Below are 22,925 nucleotides of genomic sequence, written 5' to 3'. Positions count from 1 at the left end.
GGAGAACCGTGACCGACCACGACACGCGGGCCCCCGCCACCGACCTGCGCTCGCGGCGCAAGGTGATCATGTCCGCGATGCTCGGCAACGTCGTCGAGTACTACGACTTCGGCCTCTACGGAACGCTGGCCGTGATCATCTCCCGCCAGTTCTTCCCCGAGGGCAACGCCACCGCCGCGCTGCTGTCGACCTACGCGGGTGTGGTGCTGTCCTACGCGCTGCGGCCGCTGGCGGCGATCGTGCTGGGCCCGCTGGCCGATATCAAGGGCCGCCGGTTCGTGCTGCTGCTGACGATCGCGGTGATGAGCGTCGGCACCGCCGGGATCGGGCTGCTGCCCACGTACGCGGCGATCGGGATCGCGGCGCCGATGATCCTGTTGTTCTGCCGGGTCCTGCAGGGCATCGGGGCCAGCGTCGAGTACACCACGGCGGCCAACTTCATCTTCGAGCACGAGCGCGGCAACCGGCGCAACTACCTCGCCGGGCTGTCCGTGGCGTCCACTTCGGTCGGTCCGCTGCTCGCGACCCTGGTGTCCTACCTGGTGATCTCCGTGATGCCGGCGCAGGCGTTCAACGACTGGGGCTGGCGCATCCCGTTCCTGCTGTCGATCCCGATGGCGCTGGTCGGCATCTACATCCGCCGTCACGTCGAGGAGACCCCGCAGTTCAAGGAGATGGCCGAGCTGGCCGAGCGCAGCAAGGTCAAGCAGACGCCGTTCCGCACCGCGGTGCGCGAGCACTGGGGCGCGATGCTGCGCGCCATCGGCCTCGGCGCCGGGCAGCGGGTCGGGTCGTTCGTCATCCAGGCCTATTTCGTCACCGCCATGGTCAAGGCCGGGTTCGCCGAGAACAACGCGCTGCTCGCCTCGCTGCTGACCTACGCGATCGGCCCGATCCCGGCGATCTGGGGCGGCAAGCTCGCCGACAAGCACGGCGCGCGGATCCCGCTCGTGGTCGGCTACGGCCTGTTCGTCGTGCTGACCGTGCCGACGTTCCTGGCGATCGGCTCCGGCTCGCTGTGGCTGGCGGTGGTCGCGGTGGTCGCGTTCACCTTCATCAACAACTTCGTCGGCGCGCCGCTGACCACCGCCTACGTGATGAGCTTCCCGGCCGAGGTGCGGGCCAGCGCGTCCGCGCTCAACTACAACATCGGCACCACCGCGCTGGGCTCGACCGCCGGCCTGATCGCGGTGTGGTTGTTCGACCTCACCGGCACCAACGCCGCGTTCGGCTGGTACATGACCGCGATCTGCGCCGTCTCGATCCTGGTGGCGTTGTTCGCGATGCCGGCCGCCGTCGACGAGCAGCGCCGCAAGACGCTGGCGGAGGCCTGATGGACGCCCGCACCGCCGACGCGCTGGCCCGCTCGGCCGCGTACGGCCCGAAAGAGCCGGTCGAGGCCGAGCGCGGCATGGTGGTCACCTCGCACCCGCTCGCGGTGCGGGCCGGGCTCGACGTGCTCCGCGACGGTGGCACGGCCGCCGACGCGGCGCTCGCGGCGGCGGCGACCCAGCTGGTGGCCGAACCGCACATGACGGCGCTGACCGGCGGACTGGAGATGCTGCACTGGGACGGCGCGCGCGGCGAGGCGAGTTACCTCAACGGCAACGTCGCCGCGCCGCTCGCCCCGCTGCCCGGGTTCACCGGCGCCGACCTCACCACCGGCCGGGGCGTTCCGGTCCCCGGCTGGTGGCCGGCCTTCCGCGCCGCGCACGAGCGGTTCGGCAGGCTGCCGCGGGGCCGGTTGCTGCGGGACGGCATCCAGCTGGCGCGGGACGGGTTCGCGGTGAACCCCTACCTGTTCGGCGAGATGTACGCACACCGCGCCGAACTCGGGTGCCACGAGCAGGCGCGGGAGGTGTTCCTGCCCGGCGGCAGCCTCGTCGCGCCGGGGCAGACACTGCGGCAGGAGCGGGTCGCGCGCACGCTGGAACGGCTGCGGGACGAGGACCTGGACTACTACCTGGGCGACTTCGCGCGGGCGTTCGCCGCCGAGTGCCGCCGCGGCGGCGGGGTGATCACGACCGACGACTTCGCCGCGTACGAGGCGCAGTGGTCCGAGCCCCTGCGTGGCACCTACCGGGACGTGGAGGTCGTGGCGTCCGCGCCGCCCGACGACGGCGGGTGCCAGCTCATCGAGGCGCTCAACATGCTGGAGCTGGTGGACCTGCCGGGCCCGGCGCACGCTTGCGTGGACACCCTCGACCTGCTGGTGGCCGTGCACAACGAGGTGTACTACGCCCCGCGGCGCACGGCCGCCACCGACGTGGGAACGCTGCTGTCCAAGGACTTCGCGGCCCGGCGGCTGGACCGGCTCGGCGGGCCGCCACCGGCCGGGCCGGTGCCGGTGCCCTGCACGATCCACGTCACGGTCGTGGACGAGCAACGCAACATCGCGTCGGTCACGCACTCGCACATGGCGTCGCCGTGGGTGAACGGGTTGTTCGCCGAGGGGTTCCAGCTCTCCGGCGGCGGGTCGTTCTTCCAGCGCGGCATGCCGTGGCCCGGCGAGCGCGCCACCGTGTACCTCGCACCGAACCTGGTGCTGCGGGACGGGGTGCCGGTGCTGGCGTCCGGGTCGCCGTCGGTGTCGCTGGTCGCGTGCGTGTTGCAGAACCTGGTGAACCTCCTCGACTTCGGGATGTCCATCGAGGAATCGGTGGCGGCCCCGCGGTTCGGCGTGCGGCCGCACGAACCGGTGGCCGGGTGGCTGCCGGGCGTGACGCTGGAGCACGGGTTCGCGCCCGCGGTGGCGGGCGAGTTCCGGCGGCGGTGCGCCGAACGCGGGCTGTGGCTGCGCGATCTCGGGCCGTGGCACTCGCTCACCGGCAACTTCGAGGGCGTGACGCTGGACGGCGGGCTGCTGCGGTCCTGTGCGGACCCTCGCCGGAACGGCGCGGCGGAGGGTTACTGACCGGTCTTGGTCTACGTGGCGCAACGCTGTGGTCGCGACGCAGCAACTTCGCGCCACACGGGTGGTTTCCGGGTTTGCGCCATCACCCGTTCGGGTATCGCTGGCCGGTCCCCATCGGAACAGGACCGGCGGCGCGGCCCGTCCTGCCGGCAGAAAGAGTTGCCATGATCGTTCTTGGCGTCATCCTGCTCATCGTCGGTCTGCTGACCGGCATCAACATCATCTGGACGATCGGAATCGTGCTTCTGGTCGTGGGCGCGGTGCTGGCGATTCTCGGCGGCACCGGCCGGAAGGTCGGTGGCAGGGCGCACTGGTTCTGATCCGGGCTCCATCCGGTGCCGGCCTCCGTCCGGGGGCCGGCACCGGCACGTCGTCAGGCCAGCAGGTGGCCCAGTCCCGCGGCGGCGAGCGCCACCCGGGACGCGTGGCTGGCCGGCCCCACCTGCACCGGGATCCGGGCCGCCGTGTGGGCCAGCTCCGCGGCGCCGGACACCGACAGGAAGTCCACTGCGGACAGGTCGACCTCGATGAGCCGGGGCGACAGCCGCCCGGCCGCCGCGAGCGCCTCGGCCAGCGACGGGACCGTCAGCAGGTCCACCTCGCCGGCGACGCGCACCCGCACCACCTCGTCGTCCAGTACCGCCGTCCGGATGTCCACTTCCGCCCGGCCGGAGTCCGTCACGCGGCCTCACCTCCCCGCACAGTCTGAACACGGTTCAACCTCCGCGGAGGCATCCCGGTGCGGATTCACCGGATCCAGTGATGGGCGGGCGCGTTTAGGCGGTGATCAGTCAGGTGGTCACCGCGCGGAAGCCGGCCCGCCAGGGCGTTTGAAGCGCCCCGGCTTCACCGAGCCGGGAGAGCGGTTCGACCCACGCCGATCAGCGCGCTCGCGTCGAGGGTGCCCAGTCCGGCCTCGCGCAGGCCCTCGGCGAACCGGTCGCGGACCCGGGCCAGGGCGTCGGGGGACAGGCCGGTGACGAAGCCGCGCATCGCCGAGCCGAGGTAGAACGTCCAGGCGTCGTCCGGGTGCAGCGGCTGGACGTAGTGGACCTCCCGCACCTCGACGTCGTGCAGGCCGATGCCCGAGAGCCAGTCGCCGAGCTTGTCCGCGGTGTCGATGCGCAGGCTGTGGTTGGGCCGTTCGGGCGCGTCCGCGAGTCCGGGGTTGTCGGGCAGCGCGGCGGCGCGGCCGATCGGGACGATGCGGGCCATGCCGTCGGCGCGCCAGGCGCTCACCGCGAACCGGCCGCCCGGGCGCAGCAGCCCGGCCAGGTGGCGGCTGCCGGCGTCCATGTCGGGGAAGAAGAACACGCCGAACGAGCTCTGCACGACGTCGTAGCCGTCGTGCGGCCAGGCGAGGACGTCGGCGGCGGTGAACCGCAGCGAGTGCAGGCCGAGGGCGGCCGCTTCCCGGCGGCCCTCGTCGAGCAGGCCCTCGGCGATGTCGACGGCGTCGACGGAGCCCTCGGGTCCCACGGCGCGGCCGGCCGGGATGGCGGAGGCTCCCGCGCCGCAGCAGGCGTCGAGCACCCGCTCGCCGGGCCGCGGCCGCGCCACCGCGGTCAGGATTTCGCCGAGCGGCCGCCACAGGCGGGCCGACCAGGCGGTGAACTCCGATCGGGCGGCGGTGAACACACCCGCGACGGCCTCGGGATTCATGGTTGCTCCTTCTCGGTTCAGTGCCACGCGTCGAACAGATTCTCCCGGCTCAGCGCCTCCGCCGGTGGCCCTTCCGCGACGATGCGCCCCCGGCCCAGGACCACGCAGTGATCCGCGCGCCGCGCCTCGGCGAGGTCGTGGGCCGCGTGCACCACCGTCACGCCGCTGTCGGCGACCTCGCGGAGCGTTGCGGAGATCGTCTCCCGCGCCGGCACGTCGAGGGCTGCCGTGGGTTCGTCCAGCAGGAGAAGGCCCGCCTCCTGCGCGAGGGCCTGCGCGACCAGCACCCGCTGCCGCTGCCCGCCGGACAGCGCGGACAACCGGCGCCCGGCGAGCGACTCCACGCCGAGCCGCGCCAGGCACTGGTCCACCACGGCCCGGTCCTGACGGGACAGCCGCCGCCACGGCCGGCCGGCCCAGCGTCCCATCCGGACGGTCTCCCGCACGGTGATCGGCAGCAGCGCGGGCACCGTGTCGTGCTGCACCACCAGCGCCGGCCGCCCGGCGGGGCGCTCGACCTCACCCGCGACCGGCCGGACGATCCCGGCGAGCACCCCGAGCGCGGTCGACTTCCCGGAGCCGTTGGCGCCGACCACGGCGGTGACCGCGCCGGCCGGGAACCCGGCGGAGACCTCGTGGAGCGCGATCTGCCGCGCGTATCCGGCGGAGACCCGGCTGAGGGTGGCGCCGGTGCGGGTGGTGGTGGAGGTCATGGGAGTTCGCCTTTCCCGGAGACACTGCTCGGGGTCGTGCCGGTGCGGGTCGTGCTGTGAGTCATGGCAGTTCGCCTTTCCCGGAGGTGTTCACGCCGGTCAGGGCCGTCCCGGTGGGGGTTGTGCTCCCGGCCATCGCGGCTCGCCTTTCCTGAGCCGTCCGCCCGAAGCCGCCGGTCGGGGCCGCGCCGGTCCGGATTGTGCTCCGCGTCATGCCACCTCACCTTTGTAACGATAATCGTTTTCACTATAGGGTGACCCACTGTGGAGTGGTTGATCGCCCCGTTCGAGGTGTCCTTCGTTCAGCGGGCTTGGTGGGGAGGGGTCCTGGTGTCGGGCGTGTGCGCGCTCGCCGGGACGTGGATGGTGTTGCGGGGACTGGCTTTCCTCGGCGACGCGATGTCGCACGGCATGCTGCCCGGGGTCGCGATCGCGGCCCTGCTCGGCGGCAGCCCGGTGCTCGGCGCGGCCCTGAGCGCGGGCGCGATCGCGGCCGGGGTCACCGCGCTGGGCCGGTCGCGCCGGATCTCCCAGGACACGAGCATCGGATTGCTGTTCGTGGGCATGCTCGCCCTCGGCGTGATCATCGTCTCGCGCTCGCAGTCGTTCGTGGTGGACCTCACCGGCTTCCTGTTCGGCGACGTCCTCGCCGTCGGCCACCGCGACCTGCTGTTCCTGGCCGGTGCGCTGGCCGTGGCCGCGATCGTCGCGCTGCTGGGGCACCGCTCGTTCGTCGCGCTGACCTTCGACGAACGCACCGCGCACACCCTCGGTCTCCGCCCGCGCCGGGCGCACGCCGCGCTGCTCGGCCTGGTCACGCTCGCGATCGTGGCGTCCTTCCACGTCGTGGGCACGCTGCTGGTGTTCGGCCTGCTGGTCGCGCCGCCGGCGGCCGCGCTGTACTGGGCGCGGCGCGTGCCGGTCGTGATGCTCACGGCCGCGCTGCTCGGCGCCTTCGCCACGACGGCCGGCCTGCTGATCTCCTGGCACTGGGGGACCGCCGCCGGTGCGACCATCGCCGCGGTGGCCGTGGCCCTGTTCGGGCTGTCGGCCCTGGCCGCGCGGCTGGGCGCGCGCGTGCCGCGCAGGACGCTGACCCTGCTCGCCGCCTTCCCGCTCGCGGCCTGCGCCGCGGAGCCCGCGCCGCCCGCCGAGCCGCCGCACGGTTATGTCGAAGGCGCCGAGGAAACCGCCGAGGCGCAACCGCGGCTCGTGATCGCCGACCGGAACGGCGCGGTCCACGTGCTCGACCTGATCACCGAGCAGACGACCGAGCTGGCCCCGGCGCCCGGCGTGCAGCGCGTCGCCACCGACGGCCGCTTCGCCTACCTGTCCTCCGGCGGCACGGTGCACGTGGTGGACAGTGGTTCGTGGATGGTCGATCACGGCGACCACGTGCACTACTACCGCACCGCGCCCACCGCGGCGGGCACGCGCCCCGGCGGGCCGGTCGTCGCCGCCCACGCCGACAGCGCCGTCACCGCCCTGGTGTCCGAGGGCCGCACCACGCTGACGGCCGGCGGGGAAACCGCGGGCGCGGCGGTCCCGCTGGGGGAGCGGCTGGTGGTCGCCGACGGCACCCTGGAGGTCCGCGGCCGCGACGGCGCCACCGAATCGGTGCTCGAACCGGCCTGCGCCGATCCGCGGGGCACCGCGCTGACCCGGCGGGGAGCGGTGTTCGGCTGTGCCGGCGGAGCCGTTCTGGTGTCCGAAAAGGACTTCACGGCGACCAAGATCCCGTACCCTGCCGACGTTCCGCCGGAGGAACGCGCGGTGGAGTTCAGCCACCGGCCCGGCAGCACCACCCTCACCGCCCGCGCGGGCGACCGCGGCGTGTGGGTGCTCGACGTGACCGCGAAGACCTGGCGCCGGTTCGACACCGGGCCGGTGGTGGCCGTCAACGCGGTCGGTTCCGGCGGAGCCGTGCTCACCCTGACCGCCGACGGCGTGCTGCACGCGCTGAACCCGGAGACCGGCGCGGAGACCGCGCGCCGCCCGCTGATCAGCGGACCGGTCGACCCGGACGCCACGATCCAGGTGGACACCAGCCGCGCCTACGTCAACGACGCCGCCGCGCGGGTGGTGCACGAGATCGACTACGCCGACAACCTGCGGATCGCGCGCACCCTGCCGGTCGGCATCGCGCCGGCGCTGCTCGTGGAGACCGGCCGATGAGCCGCCTCGTGGCCGCGGTCCTGGCGGCGGTGCTGGTGCTCGCGGGCTGCGCCGGGGGCGGCGACCGCGCCGGGGTGGTCGTCACGACGAACATCCTCGGCGACGTCACCCGCGCGATCGCCGGGGACCAGGCGGAGGTGACCGTGCTGATGCGGCCCGGCGCCGACCCGCACTCGTTCGCGCTCTCCGCGCAGGAGGCCGCGCTGCTGGCCGACGCCGGACTGGTCGTCCACAACGGACTCGGGCTCGAAGAGGGCGTGGCCCGCAACGTGGCGGCGGCCGCTGAAGCGGGGGTGCCGACCCTCGCCGCGGGGGAGGCCGCCGACCCGATCCCGTACGCGGAGGGCGCGCCCGACCCGCACTTCTGGACCGACCCGGGACGGATGGGCCTGGTCGTGCGGGCGATCGCGGACGAGGTCGCCCGGGTGCCCGGGGCCGACGCGGCGGTGGTGCGGGCCAACGCCGAGGGGTACCTGCGCGAACTGGACGCGCTCGACGCGTGGATGACCGAGCGCTTCGCCACGATCCCCGCCGAGCGCCGCAAGCTGGTCACCAACCACCACGTGTTCGGATACCTGGCGCAGCGCTACGGCTTCGAGGTGGTCGGCGCCGTGGTGCCCAGCGGCACCACCCTGGCCTCGCCGAGCCCGTCGGATCTCGCCGGGCTGGCCGGCGCGATCCGCGCGGCCGGGGTGCCGGCGATCTTCGCCGACTCCTCGCAGCCCGACCGCCTCGCGCGGGTGCTGGCCGACCAGGCCGGGGTGCACGTGCGGGTCGTCCCGCTGCACTCCGAATCGCTGACCGCGCCGGGCGGGGGAGCGGCGACCTACCTCGAGATGATGCGGTCCAACACGGACGCGATCGTCACCGCACTTGCCGAGAACCGATGAGAAAGGTTGTCCCCATGAGAAAAGCGCCCGTGGCGATGTCCATTGTGGCCTGTGCCGTGCTGGCCGCGTGCGGCACGAGCCCGTCCGCCGCGCCGGAGGTCACCGACCCGGTCGTGGTCACCTACGACGGCGGGCTCCTGGTGCTCGACGGCACCACGCTCGAGCAGAAGGCGGACCTGCCGCTGTCCGGCTTCAACCGGATCAACCCGGCCGGCGACGACCGGCACGTGATGGTCTCCACCGCGGAGGGCTTCCAGGCGCTGGACGCGGTGTCGGCGGAGCTGACCGACGTGAAGTTCCCCGGCGCGAAGCCCGGCCACGTCGTCCGGCACGCCGGGCGGACCGTGTTGTTCTCCGACGGCACCGGCGAGGTCACCGCGTTCGACCCGGGCACGTTGTCGGGCGGGCAGCCGGCGACCGAGGTGTACCGCGCGGCCGAACCGCACCACGGGGTCGCCATCGAACTGTCCGACGGGCGGCTCGTGGTGACCCTGGGTAATGAGGAGGAGCGGCGGGGCATCGTCGTCCTCGACGACGCGCGGAAGGAGATCGCGCGCAGCGAGGAGTGCCCGGGCGTGCACGGCGAGGCGACCGCGGCCGGCGAGGCGGTGGTGATCGGGTGTGAGAACGGGGTGCTGGTCTACCGGGACGGTGTCATCACGAAGGTGGCCAGCCCGACGGAATACGGTCGTATCGGAAACCAGGCCGGTTCCGACGCGTCGCCGGTCGTGCTGGGTGACTACAAGCAGGACGAGGACGCCGAACTGGAGCGCCCGCGGCAGGTCTCGCTGATCGACACGGCGACCGGCACGCTGCGGCTGGTCGACATCGGCACCAGCTACACGTTCCGCTCGCTGGCGCGCGGCCCGCGGGGTGAGGCGCTGGTGCTCGGCACGGACGGCGGGATCCGGGTGATCGACCCGGCCACCGCGCAGGTCACCCGCACCATCCCGGTGACCGCGGCGTGGGAGGAGCCGCTGGAGTGGCAGCAACCCCGCCCGGCGATCTTCACCCGGGGAGCCGACGTGTACGTGACCGAACCGGCGACGCGGCAGGTGCACCTGGTCGACCTGGGAACGGGCCAGAAGCGGACGAGCGTGACGCTACCCCACGAGCCGAACGAGCTGAGCGGCGTCGCGGGACACTGAGGGAAGGGGCGGTCACTCCGGTGGCCGCCCCTGCGGTGGCGACCCTCCAGGGCAGGGGCGGCCTGCTGGCGGTTCGAGCCCCGCCTTCTCACTCCTCGGCGGCCGCCTTCTTCGGGGGTGGCCTCGCGCTCTGGCTGCGCGGCGGGTCGGTTCACCGCGGGAGTGCCCGGACGGCTGCCCGCGATGCGGTCGCCGGGCGGGCGGTCGGGCCGGGCTTCCCGCGTCCGGCCACCGGGTGGTGGCCGGTCCGCCCACCGGGCGCGCCGCTCGGCGAGCCTCCACTAAGGACGTTCCAGCACCAGGTCCGCGCTGTCCGCCCCCGCCGCGATCGTGGTCACCGCCGGGCGGCCGGTGGTGCTCGTCAGCGTGTACCGGCCCCCGGTCACCCGCTCGAAGCGGTACGTGCCGTCCGCGCCGGTGACCGTCCCGGCCACCCGGCGGCCCGACGCGTCCCGCAGCTCCAGCGCCAGCCCCGCCACCGGGCGGCCGTCCGCGGTCACCGTTCCCGTCAGGGTGCTGTGCGTGTCCAGCACCAGGTCGGCCACGTGCTCCCGCCCGCCGCCGAGCGGCACCACCGTCGCCGCGGGATCGGCACCCGGCGCGGCCGCCACCAGCGTGATCTCCCCGGCGTCGAGGCCGGTGAGCCGGTAACCACCGTCCGGATCGGACACCGTGCTGGCGATGACGTCCCCGCCCGGCCCGACCGCGGTCACCGCCGCCGTCGCGACCGGCTGCCCGCTGTGCCGGTCCCGCACCACGCCCCGCACGCTGGTCGCTGGTTCGAGCGTGACGTCCAGCGGCGCCGCGGGCCCGGCTTCGAGCGTGACGACCGTCGCGTGCGGCTGGAACCCGGCGCGCGAGACGATCAGCACGTAGGTGCCCGGCGCCAGCCCGCCGAGGCGGAACGAGCCGTCCGCGCCGGTGCGGGCCCGCGACACCTGCGCGCCGACCCGGTCGGTCAGCGTCAGCGTCACCTCCGGCAGCGGTCGCCGCCCGCTGCTCACCCGGCCGGTGAGCGTCACCTCGGCCGTCGTGGTCATGACCGCTCCTTCCGAACCAGGTCGATGTCGTGCCGCCAGGTGAGCCCGGCGCCGACCGAAACCGTCTCGTGCACCGCCGGGTGCTCGACCGCCACCAGGGTCAGCGGCTCCTCCGGCAGCGCCGCCAGCGCGTAGCCGCCGTCCGGGCCGGCCGTGATGCTCGCCGCGACGCTCCCGTCGGCCCGGTGGGCGGTGACCGTGACCAGGCCCGCGCCGCTCGTGCCGCGGACCGTGCCCGACACCCAGCGCCCGGCCGCACGCGCCTGCTGCCGCGCGGGCAGGAAGGCCGCGACGAACAGCGCCACCAGCGCCGCGCCCGCGCCGATCGCCAGCACCACCCGGAACCCGTTCTGCGACGGCACGGTCACCGGTCCGAACGAGACGGTCATCTGCGCCAGCACCACGCCCGCGACCGCGCTGGAGGTCGAGGTGCCGATCGAGCGCATCAGCGTGTTCAGGCTGTTGGCGGACGCGGTCTCCGACACCGGCACCGCGGACATGATCAGCGCGGGCATCGCGCCGTAGGACAGGCCGATCCCGGCGCCGATGACGCACGAGGCGACCAGCAGCTGCCACACCTCGCCCATCAGCACGATGTTGAGCCCGTACCCGGCGGCGACCACGAGCGCGCCGAGCATCAGCGTCACCTTCGGGCCGCTGGTGCGGGAGATCTTCGCCGACACCGGGGCGGTGGCCATCATGACCAGGCCGGACGGCGCCATCACCAGGCCGGCCACCAGCATCGTCTGGCCCAGCCCGAACCCGGTCGCGGTGGGCAGCTGCAGCAGCTGCGGCAGCACCAGCGACATCGCGAACATCGCGAATCCGAACACGACGGACGCCATGTTGGTCAGCAGCACCTGCCGCCGCGCGGTGGTGCGCAGGTCCACCAGCGGTTCCTTCGCACGCAGCTCCCACCAGCCCCACACCAGCAGCACCACGACGGCGGCGACGAACAGCCCGATGGTCAGCCCGTCGCCCCAGCCCCAGTCGGCGCCCTTGGAGATCGCCAGCAGCAGGCACAGCAGCGCGACCGACAGGCCGAGCGCGCCGGGCAGGTCGAACCGCCCGCCGGTGCGCACCGCGGACTCCGGCACGAACGACACGACCAGCAGGAACGCGACCACGCCAAGGCCGGCGGCCGTCCAGAACAGGACGTGCCAGTCGGCGTTCTCGGCGATCAGCGCCGCGGCGGGCAGGCCAAGCGCGCCGCCGACGCCGAGGGAGGCGCTCATCATCGCGGTCGCCGAGCCGAGCCGTTCGGCCGGCAGCTCGTCGCGCATGATGCTGATGCCCAGCGGGATCACGCCCGAGGCCAGGCCCTGCAGCGCGCGGCCGGCGATCATCGGCACCAGGCTGCTGGACAGGCCGCAGGTCACCGACCCCGCCACCAGCAGGACGACGCTGACCAGCAGCATCCGCCGCTTGCCGTACATGTCGCCGAGGCGGCCGACGGTCGGCGTCGCGACCGCGGCGGCCAGCAGCGTGGCGGTGATGGCCCACGCGGTGTCCGCCGAGGAGGCGCCGAGCAGGCCGGGCAGTTCGGGGACCAGCGGGATGATCAGGGTCTGCATCAGCGAGACCACGATGCCGGTGAACGCCAGGACCGGCACCACGCGGCCGGTGCGGGCAGAGGACATTGCGGAAGCCTCCGGAGAGTTTAAATCAATCGATTGACTTACCGTAGCAGACCGGGTTAGGGTATGTCCGGGTGATCGGTAAAATGCCCCGGTGCGGGCCGCGTGGCCTGCCCTGATTCCCGCGGTGGTGACGATGGCGACGAAGACGGCACGAGCCGATCGCGTCACCGCCACGCGCGAGGCGATCCTCACGACGGCCGAACGGCTCTTCGCCGAGCACGGCGTGTACGCGGTGTCCAACCGGCAGATCAGCGAGGCGGCGGGGCAGGGCAACACGGCCGCCGTGGGCTACCACTTCGGCACGAAGGCCGATCTGGTGCGGGCGATCGTGCGCAAGCACACGGCCGAGATGGAGCGGATCCGCGACCGGATGGTGGCCGAGACCGGCGATTCGGACGACCCGCGCGACTGGATCGCGTGCATCGTGCGGCCGGCCACGGAACACCTGGCGGCGCTGGGGAACCCGACGTGGTTCGCGCGGTTCAGCGCGCAGGTCACCACGGACCCGGCGCTACGGGACATCATCGCCGACGACGCGTTGTCGTCGCCGTCGATGGTGCGGACGCTCGACGGGCTGAAGCGCTGCCTGCCGAAGCTGCCGGCCGAGGTGCGCGCCGAGCGGAGCGCCATGATGCGGCAGCTGATGGTGCACATGAACGCCGAGCGGGAACGCGCCCTGGCCGACGGCACCCCGACACCACGAAAGAACTGGCACGACGCGGCGACCGGCCTGATCGACGCCGTGCTGGGGCTGTGGATGGCCCCGGTGACGACGGCGCGCTGACCGTCAGGTGCCCCGCCCCGCCCCGACCCGCCGCGCGGCCGGCCACGCGCTGCACGGCGGGATCGGCAGCCGCAGCCGCGGGGGCGCCGTGGGCGTGGCCTCCCTGGGCGGCTGTCCGACCGGGCCTACACGGGCGGCGTGCCGTGCGTGTGGAACGACTCGATCGTCTTCAGGCCCCACGCCTGGCCCTTCGCCCGCTCGGCCTCGGTCCAGGTGATCGGTTCCCAGTCGGGCGCGAAGATCAGCCGCGCGGCCGGGTTGCACAGCTCGATCCGGTTGCCGCCGGGCTCGTAGACGTACAGGAAGAACGTCTGCTGGATCGCGTGCTTGTGCGGCCCCGTCTCGATGAACACGCCCTTGTCCAGCGCGATGTCCGCCGCCCGCAGGATGTCCTCCCGCGTGTCCGTCGCGAAGGCGATGTGGTGCAGCCGCCCCGACGAGCGGGTCCAGTCATTGGTGTAGACCAGATCGTAGGACTTCTGCGCGAAGTGCGTCCACTGCCCGGAAATCACCCCGCTGTCGAGCCGGATCTGCTCGGTCACCCGCCCGCCCAGTGCGTCGCACACGAAACCGCCGTTCGCCGCGGCGTCCTGGGCCAGGTAGTTGACGTGGTCCAGCCGCCGCACGCACACCCCGCGCGCCGGGTACGCCTGCGCCTGGTTCTTCAGCGACGGCCGCAGGTGCCCGGGCGGGTCGTACTTCTCGGTCTCCCAGTAGATCTCCATCTCGTGCCCGTCCGGGTCCCGGAACGCGTACGTGGGCCCGATCCCCGGATCACCGTCCACCCAGCCGATGCCCAGGCCGCGCTCCTCGATCGCGGCGACCCGCCGCTTCAGGGCCGCCTCGCTGGAGGCGCGCATCGCGGTCCGCCCCACCCCGGAGGTCTTGGCGGCGGTGAGTTTGACGCTGTGGTGCTCGTAGTCGTCCCACGTGCGCAGGTAGACCGAGTCGCCCTGCGCGCCGTTCCCGGTCAGGCCCAGCACGTTCACGAAGAAGTCCAGGCTCTTCTCCGGTTCCGGCGTGAGCAGCTCGACGTGACCGAGGTGAGCGATCTCGTGACGGGGCGAGGGTGCGAGGTGGGGCATCGGTGCCTTCCGGGTTTTCTCAGGGACGGGGAAAAACGGTGCCGTCGAACAACTTCCGCGCGGTGCGGATGACGGTGGAGCGCCGCACGCGAGGCCCGGGCGCCAGTTCGACGCCGACCTCCAGCGTGCCGCTCGGGTGCTCGACACCGACCGGCGAGCCGGGCGGCGGCGCGGCGAACAGTTCGTGCCCGGCCGCGCCGTCCAGCATCAGCGCGGTCACCACGCTCACCGCGCCCAGCACGCCGATCGACGGGTGCGGGCGCAGCGGGATGAACGTCCGGGTGCAGATGGCGCCGCCGTCGCGCGGTGCGGCGACCAGCGTCGTCTTCGGCACCGACGCGTCGCGGACGTCGCCGAGGCCCATCAGCGTCCCGGCCTCCAGGCGCAGCGCCTGGATCTCCCCGGCCAGCCCGGTCAGCTCGTCCACCGGTTCGTAGCCGGTGAGGCCGAAGTCGGCCGCGCGCGCCACGACCACGGGCATCCCGTTGTCCACACAGGTCACCGGGATGCCGCCGATGTGGTCGACGACGTTGCCGGTGGGCAGCAGGGTGCCGCACACCGATCCTTCGGTCCCGGTGAACTCCAGTTCGACCGGGGCGGCGGTGCCGGGCACGCCGGAGATCGCCGTCGTGCCGCGGTAGTCGACCGTCCCGCCGGGAGTGTCGAATGTGGACACCGCGATCGCGTCGGTGTTGGTCATCCGCACGCGCACGCTGGTGCGGTCACCACCGGCCGGCACCAGGCCGCGCTCGACCGCGAACTGGCCGACCGCGGCGAGCAGGTTGCCGCACGTCTGCCGGCCGGACACGGTCGCCTCCCCGATCCCGATCTGCAGGAACAGGTAGTCGACGTCCCGGTCGCCCGCGGCGGGGGAGACGATCGCGACCTTGCTGGTGACCGGCTGCGCGCCGCCGAGCCCGTCGATCTGCCGCGGGTCGGGCGTGCCCATGATCCGCAGCAGCAGGTCGTCGCGCTCGGCGGGATCGGCGGGCAGGTCCGAGGCGAGGAAGTAGGCGCCCTTCGACGTGCCGCCGCGCATCAGCATGCAGCGCACGCTCATCCGCGCTCCAGCTTCGCGTACTCCTCCGCCGTCACGTACCGGACGCCCAGCTCGGCGAGCTTGTCCCGCAACCCGTAGCGGTCCAGGCCCAGCTCACCACGACGGAACGCCTGCCGCGTGGCCTCTTCCTTGTCCGCGCGGGCCCGCGACGCGCGCAGGCCGTCGCCCACCAGCTCGCGCGGCACGCACAGCACGCCGTCGTCGTCGGCCAGGATCGCGTCGCCGGGGCGGATGGCCTGCCCGCCGATCACGATCGGCACGTTGACCGAGCCCGCGGTCGCCTTGACGGTGCCCTGCGCGCTCACCGCGGCCGACCACACCGGGAACCCCATCGCGCGCAGGTCCGCCACGTCCCGCACCCCGGTGTTGATGACCAGGCCGCGGACCCCGCGGTGCTGCAGCGCCGTGGCGAACAGCTCGCCGAACAGGCCGTCCCGCGACGGTGAGGTGGTGGTGACGACCAGGACGTCGCCGGGGCGGCACTGCTCGACGGCGGCGTGGATCATCAGGTTGTCGCCCGGCCAGCACAACGCCGTCACGGCGGTGCCGCCGATCCGCGCGCCGTCCTGGATCGGCCGCAGGTCCGGGCCGAGCAGGCCGGTGCGGCCCAGCGCCTCGTGCACGGTCGCGACGCCGAACTCCGCGAGCGCGTCGACCTCCCCGGCGTCGGCGCGCGGCGGGTCGGTGACGATCACCCCGGTCATGCCAGCGCCCCCGTGACCTGCGGGTACACCCGGACGTAGGCCTCGCCCAGGGTGTGGTGCGGCAGGCCCAGGTTCGGCCCGGCGTTGCGCTTGAGCTGCACGCCCCGGCGCTTGGCGAGATCCGTGTAGTAGTCCCACATGTGCTGCTGCGCGGGCAGGCACTCCATGGCCTTGCGCTTGCGGTCGAACACCGGGGTGATGTCGAGCAGGACGTCCGGCTTGAAGTCGCACTGCTCGGGCTGGTGCGGCTCGAAGAAGAACACCGGGGGAGCGCCGAGCGGATCGCCGGGCGCGTCGTAGCCGATGGCCTGCGCCAGCACCCGCGCCTGCAGCGCCATCCGCGCCGCCGCCGGGTGGTCGCCGTTGTACGGGTCGGACAGGGTGTGCGTGAGGACCACGGTCGGCGCCAGCTCGCGGTAGACGTGCACCAGCCGGTCGACCAGCTCGGGCGACTCCCGCAACGGGTAGTCGCCCGCGTCGAAGAAGCGCACCTCCGCGCCCAGCGCCGCGGCCGCGTTCTCGGCCTCGGCGCGGCGAATGGCCTTGATCTCGTCCAGGTTCTTGCCCTCGCGCCAGGCGCGGGCGGACTCGCCGCGCTCGCCGAAGCTCAGGCAGACGACCGTCGCCCGCTCGCCGCGCTCGGCGGCCAGGGCGATCGCGCCGCCGGCCCGCCACACGAAGTCGCCCGCGTGCGCGCTGACCACCAGCAGGCTTCCTGTCGTCGGGTTTGGCATGGGTTTCTTCTCCTCGGGTCGGCTCGTGCTCCAGCCAGGATGCCTATTTGCGGCCAAAATTGTCAACAATCTTGTGTGCACGATCGGCGCGCAGTACCTTCGCGGTCGTTCGTTCACCCGCACCGAGGACGAGAGGGACGCCGATGTCCGTGTGGGAGCAGCGGGATCCGGCGGTCGGCAGGCTGTCGATCCGGGTCACCGCGCTGTGCTGGGTGCTCGTCCTGCTGGACGGGCTGGACCTGTTCGTCTACGGCGCGACCCTGCCCGGCGTGCTCGCCGACGAGGGTTTCGGCCTGACCGCCGTCACCGGCGGGACGATCGGCAGCCTCACCACGTTCGGCATGCTGCTCGGCGCGCTCGGATCCGGTGTCGTCACCGACCGGATCGGCCGCCGCAAGATCATCCTGACCGGCGTGGTCGTCTTCTCGCTCGCCTCCGCGGCGTGCGCGATGGCGCCGTCGGCCGAGGTGTTCGGGGCCGCCCGGTTCGTGGCCGGCGTCGGCCTCGGCGGTCTGCTGCCGTCGGCGATCGCGATGGTCATGGAGTTCGCGCCGCCGTGGCGCAAGAACCTCAGCGTGACCATCGTGATGACCGCGCACCAGGCCGGCGGCGCGATCGCCGGCGCGCTGGCGATGTCGGTGGTCGAGTCGCTGGGCTGGCGCTCGGTGTACTGGCTCGGCGCGGTGCCGCTGCTCGTGGTGCTGCCGGTGGTCTACCTGATGCTGCCGGAGTCGGTGACCTACCTGCTGGCCCGGGGGAAGCGGGCGCGGGCGCAGGCGATCGCCGGCCGCCACGGCGTCTCGCTCGCGCCGTTCGAGCCGGAGCGGACCGAGCAGAAGCCGGGCAGCCTGCGTGCCCTGTTCACCTCGTCGGCCGCGCTCACCACGATCCTGTTCTGGATCGCCTCGTTCGGCGGGCTCCTGCTGGTCTACGGCGTCAACACCTGGCTGCCGACGATGATGCGCGGCAACGGCTACCACCTCGGCTCGGCGGTCAGCTTCCTGCTGGTGATCAACGTCGGCGGGATCGCCGGCATGCTCGTCGCCGGGCGGCTGGCGGACCGGTTCGGGGCGCGCCCGGTGGCGATCCTGTGGTTCGCGCTCACCGCGGTGGGGGTCGGGCTGCTGGCGATCAGGATGCCGCTGCCGCTGACCTACGTCGTGGTGTTCCTGACCGGCGGGTGGCTGTTCAGCGCCCAGACGCTGATCTATTCCAGCGTCGGCGCGTACTACCCGGCCGGCGTGCGGGCCACCGCGCTGGGCTGGGTGTCCGGGATCGGGCGCTTCGGGGCGGTGTTCGGGCCGTGGCTGGGCGGCATCCTCGTGGCGAGCCGGTCGTCCGGGCTGGGCTTCGCGGTGTTCGCCGTGGCGGGCCTGCTCAGCGCCGCGATGGTGGCGCTGGTGCGGCGGCCCGCCGCCGCGGTGGACGCCGTGGAGAGGCGGTCCCCGGGGCACGTGGTCTGAACCGCCGGGGACCTGGTCGGCGTCGCTGCCCGGGCAGGGACGAGACCTGGCACCACTGTCCTCCGGCCCCCGGCCCGGCGGTAGGGCCGGAGGCGTTTTCTCAGCGGTAGGCGGCGAGGAACACCTCGACCGCGTCCGCGGCGATCCGGTCCCGCTCGGCCTCGGACGGCGGCGCCGCGTCCGGCGCGAACATGGCCTCGTCCAGGACGGCGCCGAGCACCAGGAACGAGAAGTGCTCCGCCGCCCGCCGCGGGTCGGGCACCCGCAGCGCGCCACGCTCGCCCAGGGCGGCGAAGGCCTCCGCGAGCGCGGTGATCACCCGGCCCGGCGCGCGCCGGTGGTACTCGCGGGCGAGCTCCGGGAAGCGCGCGGCCTCGGCGATGATCAGCCGCCGCAGCCGCACGATCTGCGGGTTCGACACCGCGCCGACGTGCTGGCGGGCCAGGGTGTGCAGCGCGGCCGCCACGTCGGTGGCGTCCCGCAGCGCGCCCACCAGCTTGTCCGCGAACTGCTCCGCGGTCGCGGTCACGCCCAGCACGATCTCGGTGAACAGGTTCTCCTTGTCCCCGAAGTTGTTGTAGACGGTGCGCTTCGAGACGTGCGCGGCCGCGGCGATGTCGTCGACGCTCGTGCCTACGTACCCCTGGGCCAGGAAGAGCGCGGTCGCGGCCTCGACGACCGCGGCGCGCGTGCGCACCGAACGGGGGTCCAGCGCCCGGCCCTCCCGCGGCGCACGCCGGGGACCGTGTGCCGACACCCGCACCAGCAGGGTGTCGTCGGGCCCCTCGACGGATTCCGTCATTTCGGACTCCCTTCACTATTGCCCTCAACAGTACCGCACCGGTACTGTCCAGTGCACTAGCGGTACTACACGGTGAAGGGAAAGAACTCATGGGGACTTCTCCGGACTTCGACCGCGGCGCGGCCATCACCCGCTCGCTGCTCGGCTACGGCGTCCTGGCCGGCCCGTTCTACGTGGTCCTCGGCCTGGTCCAGGCCCTGCTTCGGCCCGGGTTCGACCTGACCCGGCACGACCTGAGCCTGCTCGCCAACGGGCCCTGGGGGTGGGTGCAGATCGTCAACCTGGTGCTCACCGGGCTGATGGTGATCGCGGCCGCCACCGGGGTCGGCCGGGCGCTGCGGGGCAGACCGGCCGGGCGGTGGGGCGCACTGCTGATCGGCGGCTACGGACTCGGCCTGATCGGCGCGGGGGTGTTCGTCGCCGACCCGATGCACGGCTTCCCGGCCGGCACGCCCGACGGCCCACCGGCCGAGGCGACCGTGCACGGCCTGCTGCACCTGGTCACCGCGGGGCTCGGCTTCCTGTCGCTGGTGCTGGCGATGGTCGTGCTGGGCACGCACTTCCGGCGCGCCGGGCGGACCGGCTGGGCCTGGGGCTCGTGGGTCGCGGGGGTCGCGTTCCTGGCCGGGTTCGGCGGGCTGGCGTCCGGCTCGTCCAGCCCCGCGGTGGTGCTCGCGTTCTGGGTGGTCCTCCTGCTCGCCTGGGGCTGGCTGGCCGCGGTGTCGGTCCACCTCTACCGCGCCACGCCGCACCCGGACGGCCCGCGCCGGGCCGCGGTGTCCCAGGAGGCGTGATATCACCCGTACCGGTGGGCCGCGCCGGTTCCTGCTCACGCCGAGCAGCCGCTTCCGGGGGTGGCGGGCGTCCGATCGCACGATCGGAGTGCGCGTGACGCCGGACGGCTACGGTGCGGTGGCCTGCCGGGGGTGCCGTGCCGGACCCGATCTTCAGCCGAACGGGGAGTTGCCGTTTGCGGGGCCCGGCAGCGCGATCGAGACTCGGGGGCATGGTCAACAGCGGTGGCAATGACATCCTGGCCGAGCGCGACGTCGAGTTCTCGTCCGCTCTGCGTGGTTACGACCGCCGGGAGGTCGACGCCTACATCCGCCGGCTGCGCGCGCGGACCGGGCACCTGGCGAGCGAGCTGGAGGAGAAGGAGCGGCGGCTGTCCGAACTGGGCGGTGATCCGTCGGTGCCCCTGCAGATCGTGGGGTCCGGCAACATCGGCGCCCGGGTGGAGCGCATCATCGCCCAGGCCGAGCTGGAGGCGCGCGAGATCCGCGAACAGGCCGAACAGGACGCCGCGGAGACCCGCAAGGCGTACGAGGACCAGGCCGAGGAGGCCCGCCGCCAGCGCGAGGACCTGGCGAAACAGGCGAACGAGCAGGCGCAGGAGATGATCCGCCGGGCCGAGGAGGAGGTGGACCGCCTGCGCGCCACCCGGCAGACCCTGCTGGCCCAGCTGGTGCGGATCGGCGAGATCATCGACTCCGCGGCCGAGCCGGCCGCGCGCACCCCGGACCTTCAGCCGCCGGCGCTGGACCTGCTGGACACCGGAACGGACACCGAGGAGCCGGAGTCCGATGCGGACGAGACCGTTGAGTCCGCGGAGTCCGCCGAGTCCGATGTGGACGAGACGCCGGCGGAGCCGGCGGACGAGATCCCGGACGCGCCGGAGCCGCGCAAACCCGCCGAGACGGGCAAGATCAGCCCGGCGATGCTCGCGGCCAAGGCGCGCCGCCAGGCCAAGCAGGACGCGGTGGCCGAAGCCTGACGAGCGAACCGGCGGCGCTTTTTCGCTGCCGGCACGGGAAAATTCGCTCGCGGACGGCGCTATCCGGCCCGGGTGGGTGTAGCGTCGGAGGTGTCGGGAACATCCCGCGTACCGGTGGTCAAGCCGGTGCCTTTCCCGGCCGAAGAGGCCGGCTCATGATGGGCCGGGGGCAGGAGCACCGGCATGTCGTCGGGCCCGCACGTTCGCAACCACCACCCCGAAGGCCGCTATGGCCGCCGGGCCGCCGCGGCTGAAACTCCGAGCGAGTCAGAACCCGACGGCGCCCACCCCGGGGTACGTCGACGGGGCTTGGTGGCCCCGGTCGCGAGACCTGTCCGCGGAGCTGCCGGCGCTGCGCGCGGTGCTGGCAGCCCGTCTCGGGCCGATCGACCGGATCGCCTATCACACGACCGCCTGGGATCCCGCCGTGCGCCACTTCGACCAGCGCGGGTCGCTGGCGCCCGTCGTGGGGTACCGGAGGCAGGGTTCGGACACGGTGTCCGTGACGACCACCGCGGGTGACAGCCTCGTCCTCGTGGTGGTGCCGCCGGGCCGCGTCTAGTTCTCCACGTACCGCGCCAGCCGTGCGGCCAGCTCGGTGCGGCCGACGTCCACCGCGAACACCGGCCGCGGCTCGGTGGAGCGCTCCGCCTCGATCACCCCGCTCACGAACCGCGCCACCTCCGCCGGCTCCGGGACCACGTCCTCGCCGGCGAACCAGGCCAGCACCATCGGCGTCTCGCCGGGATCGGTCTCCACCGCGACCGCCCAGCCGTTGCGTTCGCTCCACACGAGCATCAGGTCCTCGCCGGGCCGCGTCGGCCACCGCCGGGTCAGGCCCAGGTACGCGGTGGCCGTGTCGCTGATCTCGAACGAGGTCGCCTCCGCCGGCACCCCGACGGCCTCGGCCACCGCCCGCAGGTATCCGGCGAGCCCGCGGCTCAGTTCGGTCAGGCCGGCAGCGCGAGGATCCATGCGACCAGCCTAGTTGGAGGCACTCAGCGCCTGAGCCGCTCGGTCAGGAAGCGGCGCAGCGGCTTCGGCGGGCGGCCGGTCAGCCGGTGCACCGTGCCGGTCACCCGGTCCTCGCTGCCACGGCGGATGCCGTCGTCCAGGGCGGCCAGCGCGGCGGCGAAGTCCGCCGGATAGCCCGCGGCCACGAACCGGTCCGCCAGCTCCACGGCACTGACACTGGTGTGGCGTACCGGCACGCCGGTGACCTCGGTGTAGACCGCCGCCGCCTCGGCGTAGCTGATCGCCTCCGGGCCGGTGATCACGTGCTCCTCGCCGCCGCACTCGTCCGCCAGCAACAGCGCCGCGGCCGAAGCCGCGATGTCCGCCGCGTCGACGAACGCGATCCGCCCCTCGCCGGTCGCGGTCACGATCTCGCCGCGGGTCCGGATGCCGTCGGCCACCGGATGGTCACCGGTGAAGTTCTGCATGAACCACGACGGCCGCAGCACGGCGAACTCCGGCATGATCTCCCGCACCGCCCGGTCCACCCGCCCCAGCCCCGGATCGCCGGACGACACCGCCGACGAGCTGAGCAGCACGACCCGGCGCACGCCCGCGTCCCGCGCGCGCTCGAGGAACGGCCGCACGACGGGCTCCGGCTCGGCGACCCCGACCGGCGCGACCAGGTACATCCGCTCCACCCCGTCGAGCACCGCGTCGTGCGTCGCGGGGTCCGACCAGTCGAAACCGGCGCGCCTGCTGGCCGCGCGCACGGTCGCGCCCGCCTCGGCGAGCAGCCGGGTGAGGGGATGGCCGGTGTTCCCGGTCGCGCCCGTGACCAGGACCTTCACCGCGCCCCCTCCTGCATCGCGACCAGCTCGTCGAGCCGGCCCAGCGCGTGCCCGGCGGCCAGGGGGCTCCAGTAGTCGCGCAGCGACTCGATGCCCTCGGCGCCCACCCGGACCACGTTGACGTACCGGATCCGGTACGGCCGCCCCGTCCGCAGCGCCGTGCCGTCGACCTCCCACTCCACGATCAGCACGTCCGGGTCGGCGGTCTCGTGCCGCGTCTGCGCGGAAATCGCCCGGATGTCGACGTGGTCGGTGTAGTCGCGCACGTACTCGCGCACCGCTTCCCGGCCCCGCAGCGTGGGCCAGCCGGGCGGCGCGAACGGGAACTCCATCACGCCGCCGGGCGCGAAGACGTCGGCGAAACCGTTCATGTCGTGCGCCAGCACGCGCTCCTGCAGCCGGTCCACGGCCTCGTGCGCGCGACGGCGCCGGTCCTCGGTCGAGAGGTTCACGAACACTCCTCGAATGGTCGAGACGATACCGTCTCGTCCAGAGTAGCGCGTCCTGTAACGCGTGTTCACGCGCCGGTAAC

Annotated in this window: 23 protein-coding genes and 1 pseudogene; 11 read left to right on the top strand and 13 right to left on the bottom strand. The window is 73.4% G+C overall.

Annotation, left to right across the window (positions count from 1 at the left end; all coding sequences use genetic code 11):
• Positions 1–8 precede the first annotated feature (8 nt).
• The 3 genes from D0D15_RS18060 (at position 9) to D0D15_RS36345 (ending at position 3,234) form a co-directional block, all read left to right on the top strand.
• Positions 9–1,334: an MFS transporter gene (locus tag D0D15_RS18060; RefSeq protein ID WP_094005231.1), complete on the top strand. Its 1,326-nt coding sequence runs from the start codon at positions 9–11 to the stop codon at positions 1,332–1,334.
• Complete coding sequence (locus tag D0D15_RS18055) at positions 1,334–2,914, top strand: gamma-glutamyltransferase (protein WP_115944598.1); 1,581 nt, start codon at positions 1,334–1,336, stop codon at positions 2,912–2,914. The genes D0D15_RS18060 and D0D15_RS18055 overlap by 1 nt, the downstream gene beginning before the upstream one ends.
• A gap of 164 nt (positions 2,915–3,078) precedes the next feature.
• Positions 3,079–3,234: a DUF6131 family protein gene (locus D0D15_RS36345; protein ID WP_094005229.1), complete on the top strand. Its 156-nt coding sequence runs from the start codon at positions 3,079–3,081 to the stop codon at positions 3,232–3,234.
• A 53-nt stretch (positions 3,235–3,287) separates the two neighbouring features.
• Here the strand turns inward: D0D15_RS36345 and D0D15_RS18050 are convergent, their stop codons facing one another.
• The 3 genes from D0D15_RS18050 to aztA form a co-directional block, all read right to left on the bottom strand.
• Positions 3,288–3,596 (bottom strand): STAS domain-containing protein, encoded by a 309-nt coding sequence (locus D0D15_RS18050; protein ID WP_094005228.1) that lies wholly within the window; start codon positions 3,594–3,596, stop codon positions 3,288–3,290.
• A gap of 164 nt (positions 3,597–3,760) precedes the next feature.
• Positions 3,761–4,576, bottom strand: coding sequence for a class I SAM-dependent methyltransferase (locus D0D15_RS18045; RefSeq protein WP_115944597.1), 816 nt, complete (start codon positions 4,574–4,576; stop codon positions 3,761–3,763).
• A 17-nt stretch (positions 4,577–4,593) separates the two neighbouring features.
• Positions 4,594–5,289 carry a zinc ABC transporter ATP-binding protein AztA gene (gene aztA, locus D0D15_RS18040; RefSeq protein WP_094005226.1) on the bottom strand — a complete coding sequence of 232 codons (696 nt, stop codon included), beginning with the start codon at positions 5,287–5,289 and terminating at the stop codon, positions 4,594–4,596.
• A gap of 264 nt (positions 5,290–5,553) precedes the next feature.
• Here aztA and aztB point away from each other — a divergent pair.
• The 3 genes and pseudogenes from aztB to aztD all read left to right on the top strand — a co-directional run.
• A pseudogene (aztB, locus tag D0D15_RS37050) lies at positions 5,554–6,381 on the top strand (zinc ABC transporter permease AztB); the annotation flags it as partial.
• A gap of 1,079 nt (positions 6,382–7,460) precedes the next feature.
• Positions 7,461–8,354: a zinc ABC transporter substrate-binding protein AztC gene (gene aztC, locus D0D15_RS18030; protein ID WP_094005224.1), complete on the top strand. Its 894-nt coding sequence runs from the start codon at positions 7,461–7,463 to the stop codon at positions 8,352–8,354.
• Between the two features lie 14 nt (positions 8,355–8,368).
• A complete protein-coding gene (gene aztD / locus D0D15_RS18025; protein WP_369806795.1) occupies positions 8,369–9,502 on the top strand; it encodes a zinc metallochaperone AztD in 1,134 nt (377 codons plus the stop codon).
• A 281-nt stretch (positions 9,503–9,783) separates the two neighbouring features.
• Here the strand turns inward: aztD and D0D15_RS18020 are convergent, their stop codons facing one another.
• Both D0D15_RS18020 and D0D15_RS18015 read right to left on the bottom strand, forming a co-directional pair.
• The gene (locus D0D15_RS18020) at positions 9,784–10,542 is read right to left on the bottom strand and encodes an MSCRAMM family protein (RefSeq protein WP_094005222.1); all 759 of its coding nucleotides are present in this window, start codon (positions 10,540–10,542) and stop codon (positions 9,784–9,786) included.
• Positions 10,539–12,182: an MFS transporter gene (locus tag D0D15_RS18015; protein WP_115944595.1), complete on the bottom strand. Its 1,644-nt coding sequence runs from the start codon at positions 12,180–12,182 to the stop codon at positions 10,539–10,541. Before D0D15_RS18015 ends, D0D15_RS18020 begins: the two co-directional genes overlap by 4 nt.
• Before the next feature lie 133 nt (positions 12,183–12,315).
• On the opposite strand from D0D15_RS18015, the gene D0D15_RS18010 reads away from it, so the two are divergent.
• The gene (locus tag D0D15_RS18010; RefSeq protein WP_094005282.1) at positions 12,316–12,966 is read left to right on the top strand and encodes a TetR/AcrR family transcriptional regulator; all 651 of its coding nucleotides are present in this window, start codon (positions 12,316–12,318) and stop codon (positions 12,964–12,966) included.
• A gap of 125 nt (positions 12,967–13,091) precedes the next feature.
• Here D0D15_RS18010 and D0D15_RS18005 read toward each other — a convergent pair whose 3' ends face one another.
• The 4 genes from D0D15_RS18005 to D0D15_RS17990 are packed head-to-tail and all read right to left on the bottom strand — an operon-like array spanning position 13,092 to position 16,549.
• On the bottom strand, positions 13,092–14,051 hold the full coding sequence (locus D0D15_RS18005; protein WP_094005220.1) for a catechol 2,3-dioxygenase: 960 nt from the start codon (positions 14,049–14,051) through the stop codon (positions 13,092–13,094).
• A gap of 19 nt (positions 14,052–14,070) precedes the next feature.
• Positions 14,071–15,111, bottom strand: coding sequence for a 4-oxalomesaconate tautomerase (locus tag D0D15_RS18000; RefSeq protein WP_094005219.1), 1,041 nt, complete (start codon positions 15,109–15,111; stop codon positions 14,071–14,073).
• A complete protein-coding gene (locus D0D15_RS17995) occupies positions 15,108–15,815 on the bottom strand; it encodes a 4-carboxy-4-hydroxy-2-oxoadipate aldolase/oxaloacetate decarboxylase (RefSeq protein WP_094005218.1) in 708 nt (235 codons plus the stop codon). The genes D0D15_RS18000 and D0D15_RS17995 overlap by 4 nt, the downstream gene beginning before the upstream one ends.
• On the bottom strand, positions 15,812–16,549 hold the full coding sequence (locus tag D0D15_RS17990) for a PIG-L deacetylase family protein (protein ID WP_094005217.1): 738 nt from the start codon (positions 16,547–16,549) through the stop codon (positions 15,812–15,814). The genes D0D15_RS17995 and D0D15_RS17990 overlap by 4 nt, the downstream gene beginning before the upstream one ends.
• A 143-nt stretch (positions 16,550–16,692) precedes the next feature.
• Here D0D15_RS17990 and D0D15_RS17985 point away from each other — a divergent pair, with 143 nt between their 5' ends.
• Positions 16,693–18,012 carry an MFS transporter gene (locus D0D15_RS17985; protein WP_094005216.1) on the top strand — a complete coding sequence of 440 codons (1,320 nt, stop codon included), beginning with the start codon at positions 16,693–16,695 and terminating at the stop codon, positions 18,010–18,012.
• Positions 18,013–18,112: 100 nt separating this feature from the next.
• Here D0D15_RS17985 and D0D15_RS17980 read toward each other — a convergent pair whose 3' ends face one another.
• The gene (locus tag D0D15_RS17980; RefSeq protein ID WP_094005215.1) at positions 18,113–18,814 is read right to left on the bottom strand and encodes a TetR/AcrR family transcriptional regulator; all 702 of its coding nucleotides are present in this window, start codon (positions 18,812–18,814) and stop codon (positions 18,113–18,115) included.
• 89 nt (positions 18,815–18,903) lie between these two features.
• Here D0D15_RS17980 and D0D15_RS17975 point away from each other — a divergent pair, with 89 nt between their 5' ends.
• From D0D15_RS17975 to D0D15_RS17965, 3 genes are all read left to right on the top strand, one after another.
• Positions 18,904–19,608, top strand: a complete 705-nt coding sequence (locus D0D15_RS17975; protein ID WP_094005214.1) for a DUF998 domain-containing protein — start codon at positions 18,904–18,906, stop codon at positions 19,606–19,608.
• A 212-nt stretch (positions 19,609–19,820) separates the two neighbouring features.
• Positions 19,821–20,588, top strand: a complete 768-nt coding sequence (locus tag D0D15_RS17970) for a DivIVA domain-containing protein (RefSeq protein ID WP_115944594.1) — start codon at positions 19,821–19,823, stop codon at positions 20,586–20,588.
• Positions 20,589–20,817: 229 nt separating this feature from the next.
• On the top strand, positions 20,818–21,150 hold the full coding sequence (locus tag D0D15_RS17965) for a DUF5994 family protein (protein ID WP_233157231.1): 333 nt from the start codon (positions 20,818–20,820) through the stop codon (positions 21,148–21,150).
• Here the strand turns inward: D0D15_RS17965 and D0D15_RS17960 are convergent.
• From D0D15_RS17960 to D0D15_RS17950, 3 genes are read right to left on the bottom strand one after another with little or no spacing between them, the layout of a single operon-like run.
• On the bottom strand, positions 21,147–21,563 hold the full coding sequence (locus tag D0D15_RS17960) for a DUF6292 family protein (RefSeq protein ID WP_094005212.1): 417 nt from the start codon (positions 21,561–21,563) through the stop codon (positions 21,147–21,149). The genes D0D15_RS17965 and D0D15_RS17960 overlap by 4 nt on opposite strands.
• A 23-nt stretch (positions 21,564–21,586) precedes the next feature.
• Positions 21,587–22,393, bottom strand: coding sequence for a Rossmann-fold NAD(P)-binding domain-containing protein (locus tag D0D15_RS17955; protein WP_094005211.1), 807 nt, complete (start codon positions 22,391–22,393; stop codon positions 21,587–21,589).
• Entirely contained in the window at positions 22,390–22,845 is a 456-nt protein-coding gene (locus D0D15_RS17950; RefSeq protein ID WP_094005281.1) for a nuclear transport factor 2 family protein, read from the bottom strand. Before D0D15_RS17950 ends, D0D15_RS17955 begins: the two co-directional genes overlap by 4 nt.
• Between the last annotated feature and the right edge of the window lie 80 nt (positions 22,846–22,925).

Origin of the sequence: Amycolatopsis thermalba (assembly GCF_003385215.1) — a bacterium.
Taxonomy (GTDB): domain Bacteria; phylum Actinomycetota; class Actinomycetes; order Mycobacteriales; family Pseudonocardiaceae; genus Amycolatopsis_E; species Amycolatopsis_E thermalba.
Note: the sequence above shows the minus strand (reverse complement) of the source record. Positions and strands in the feature narration are given on the sequence as shown.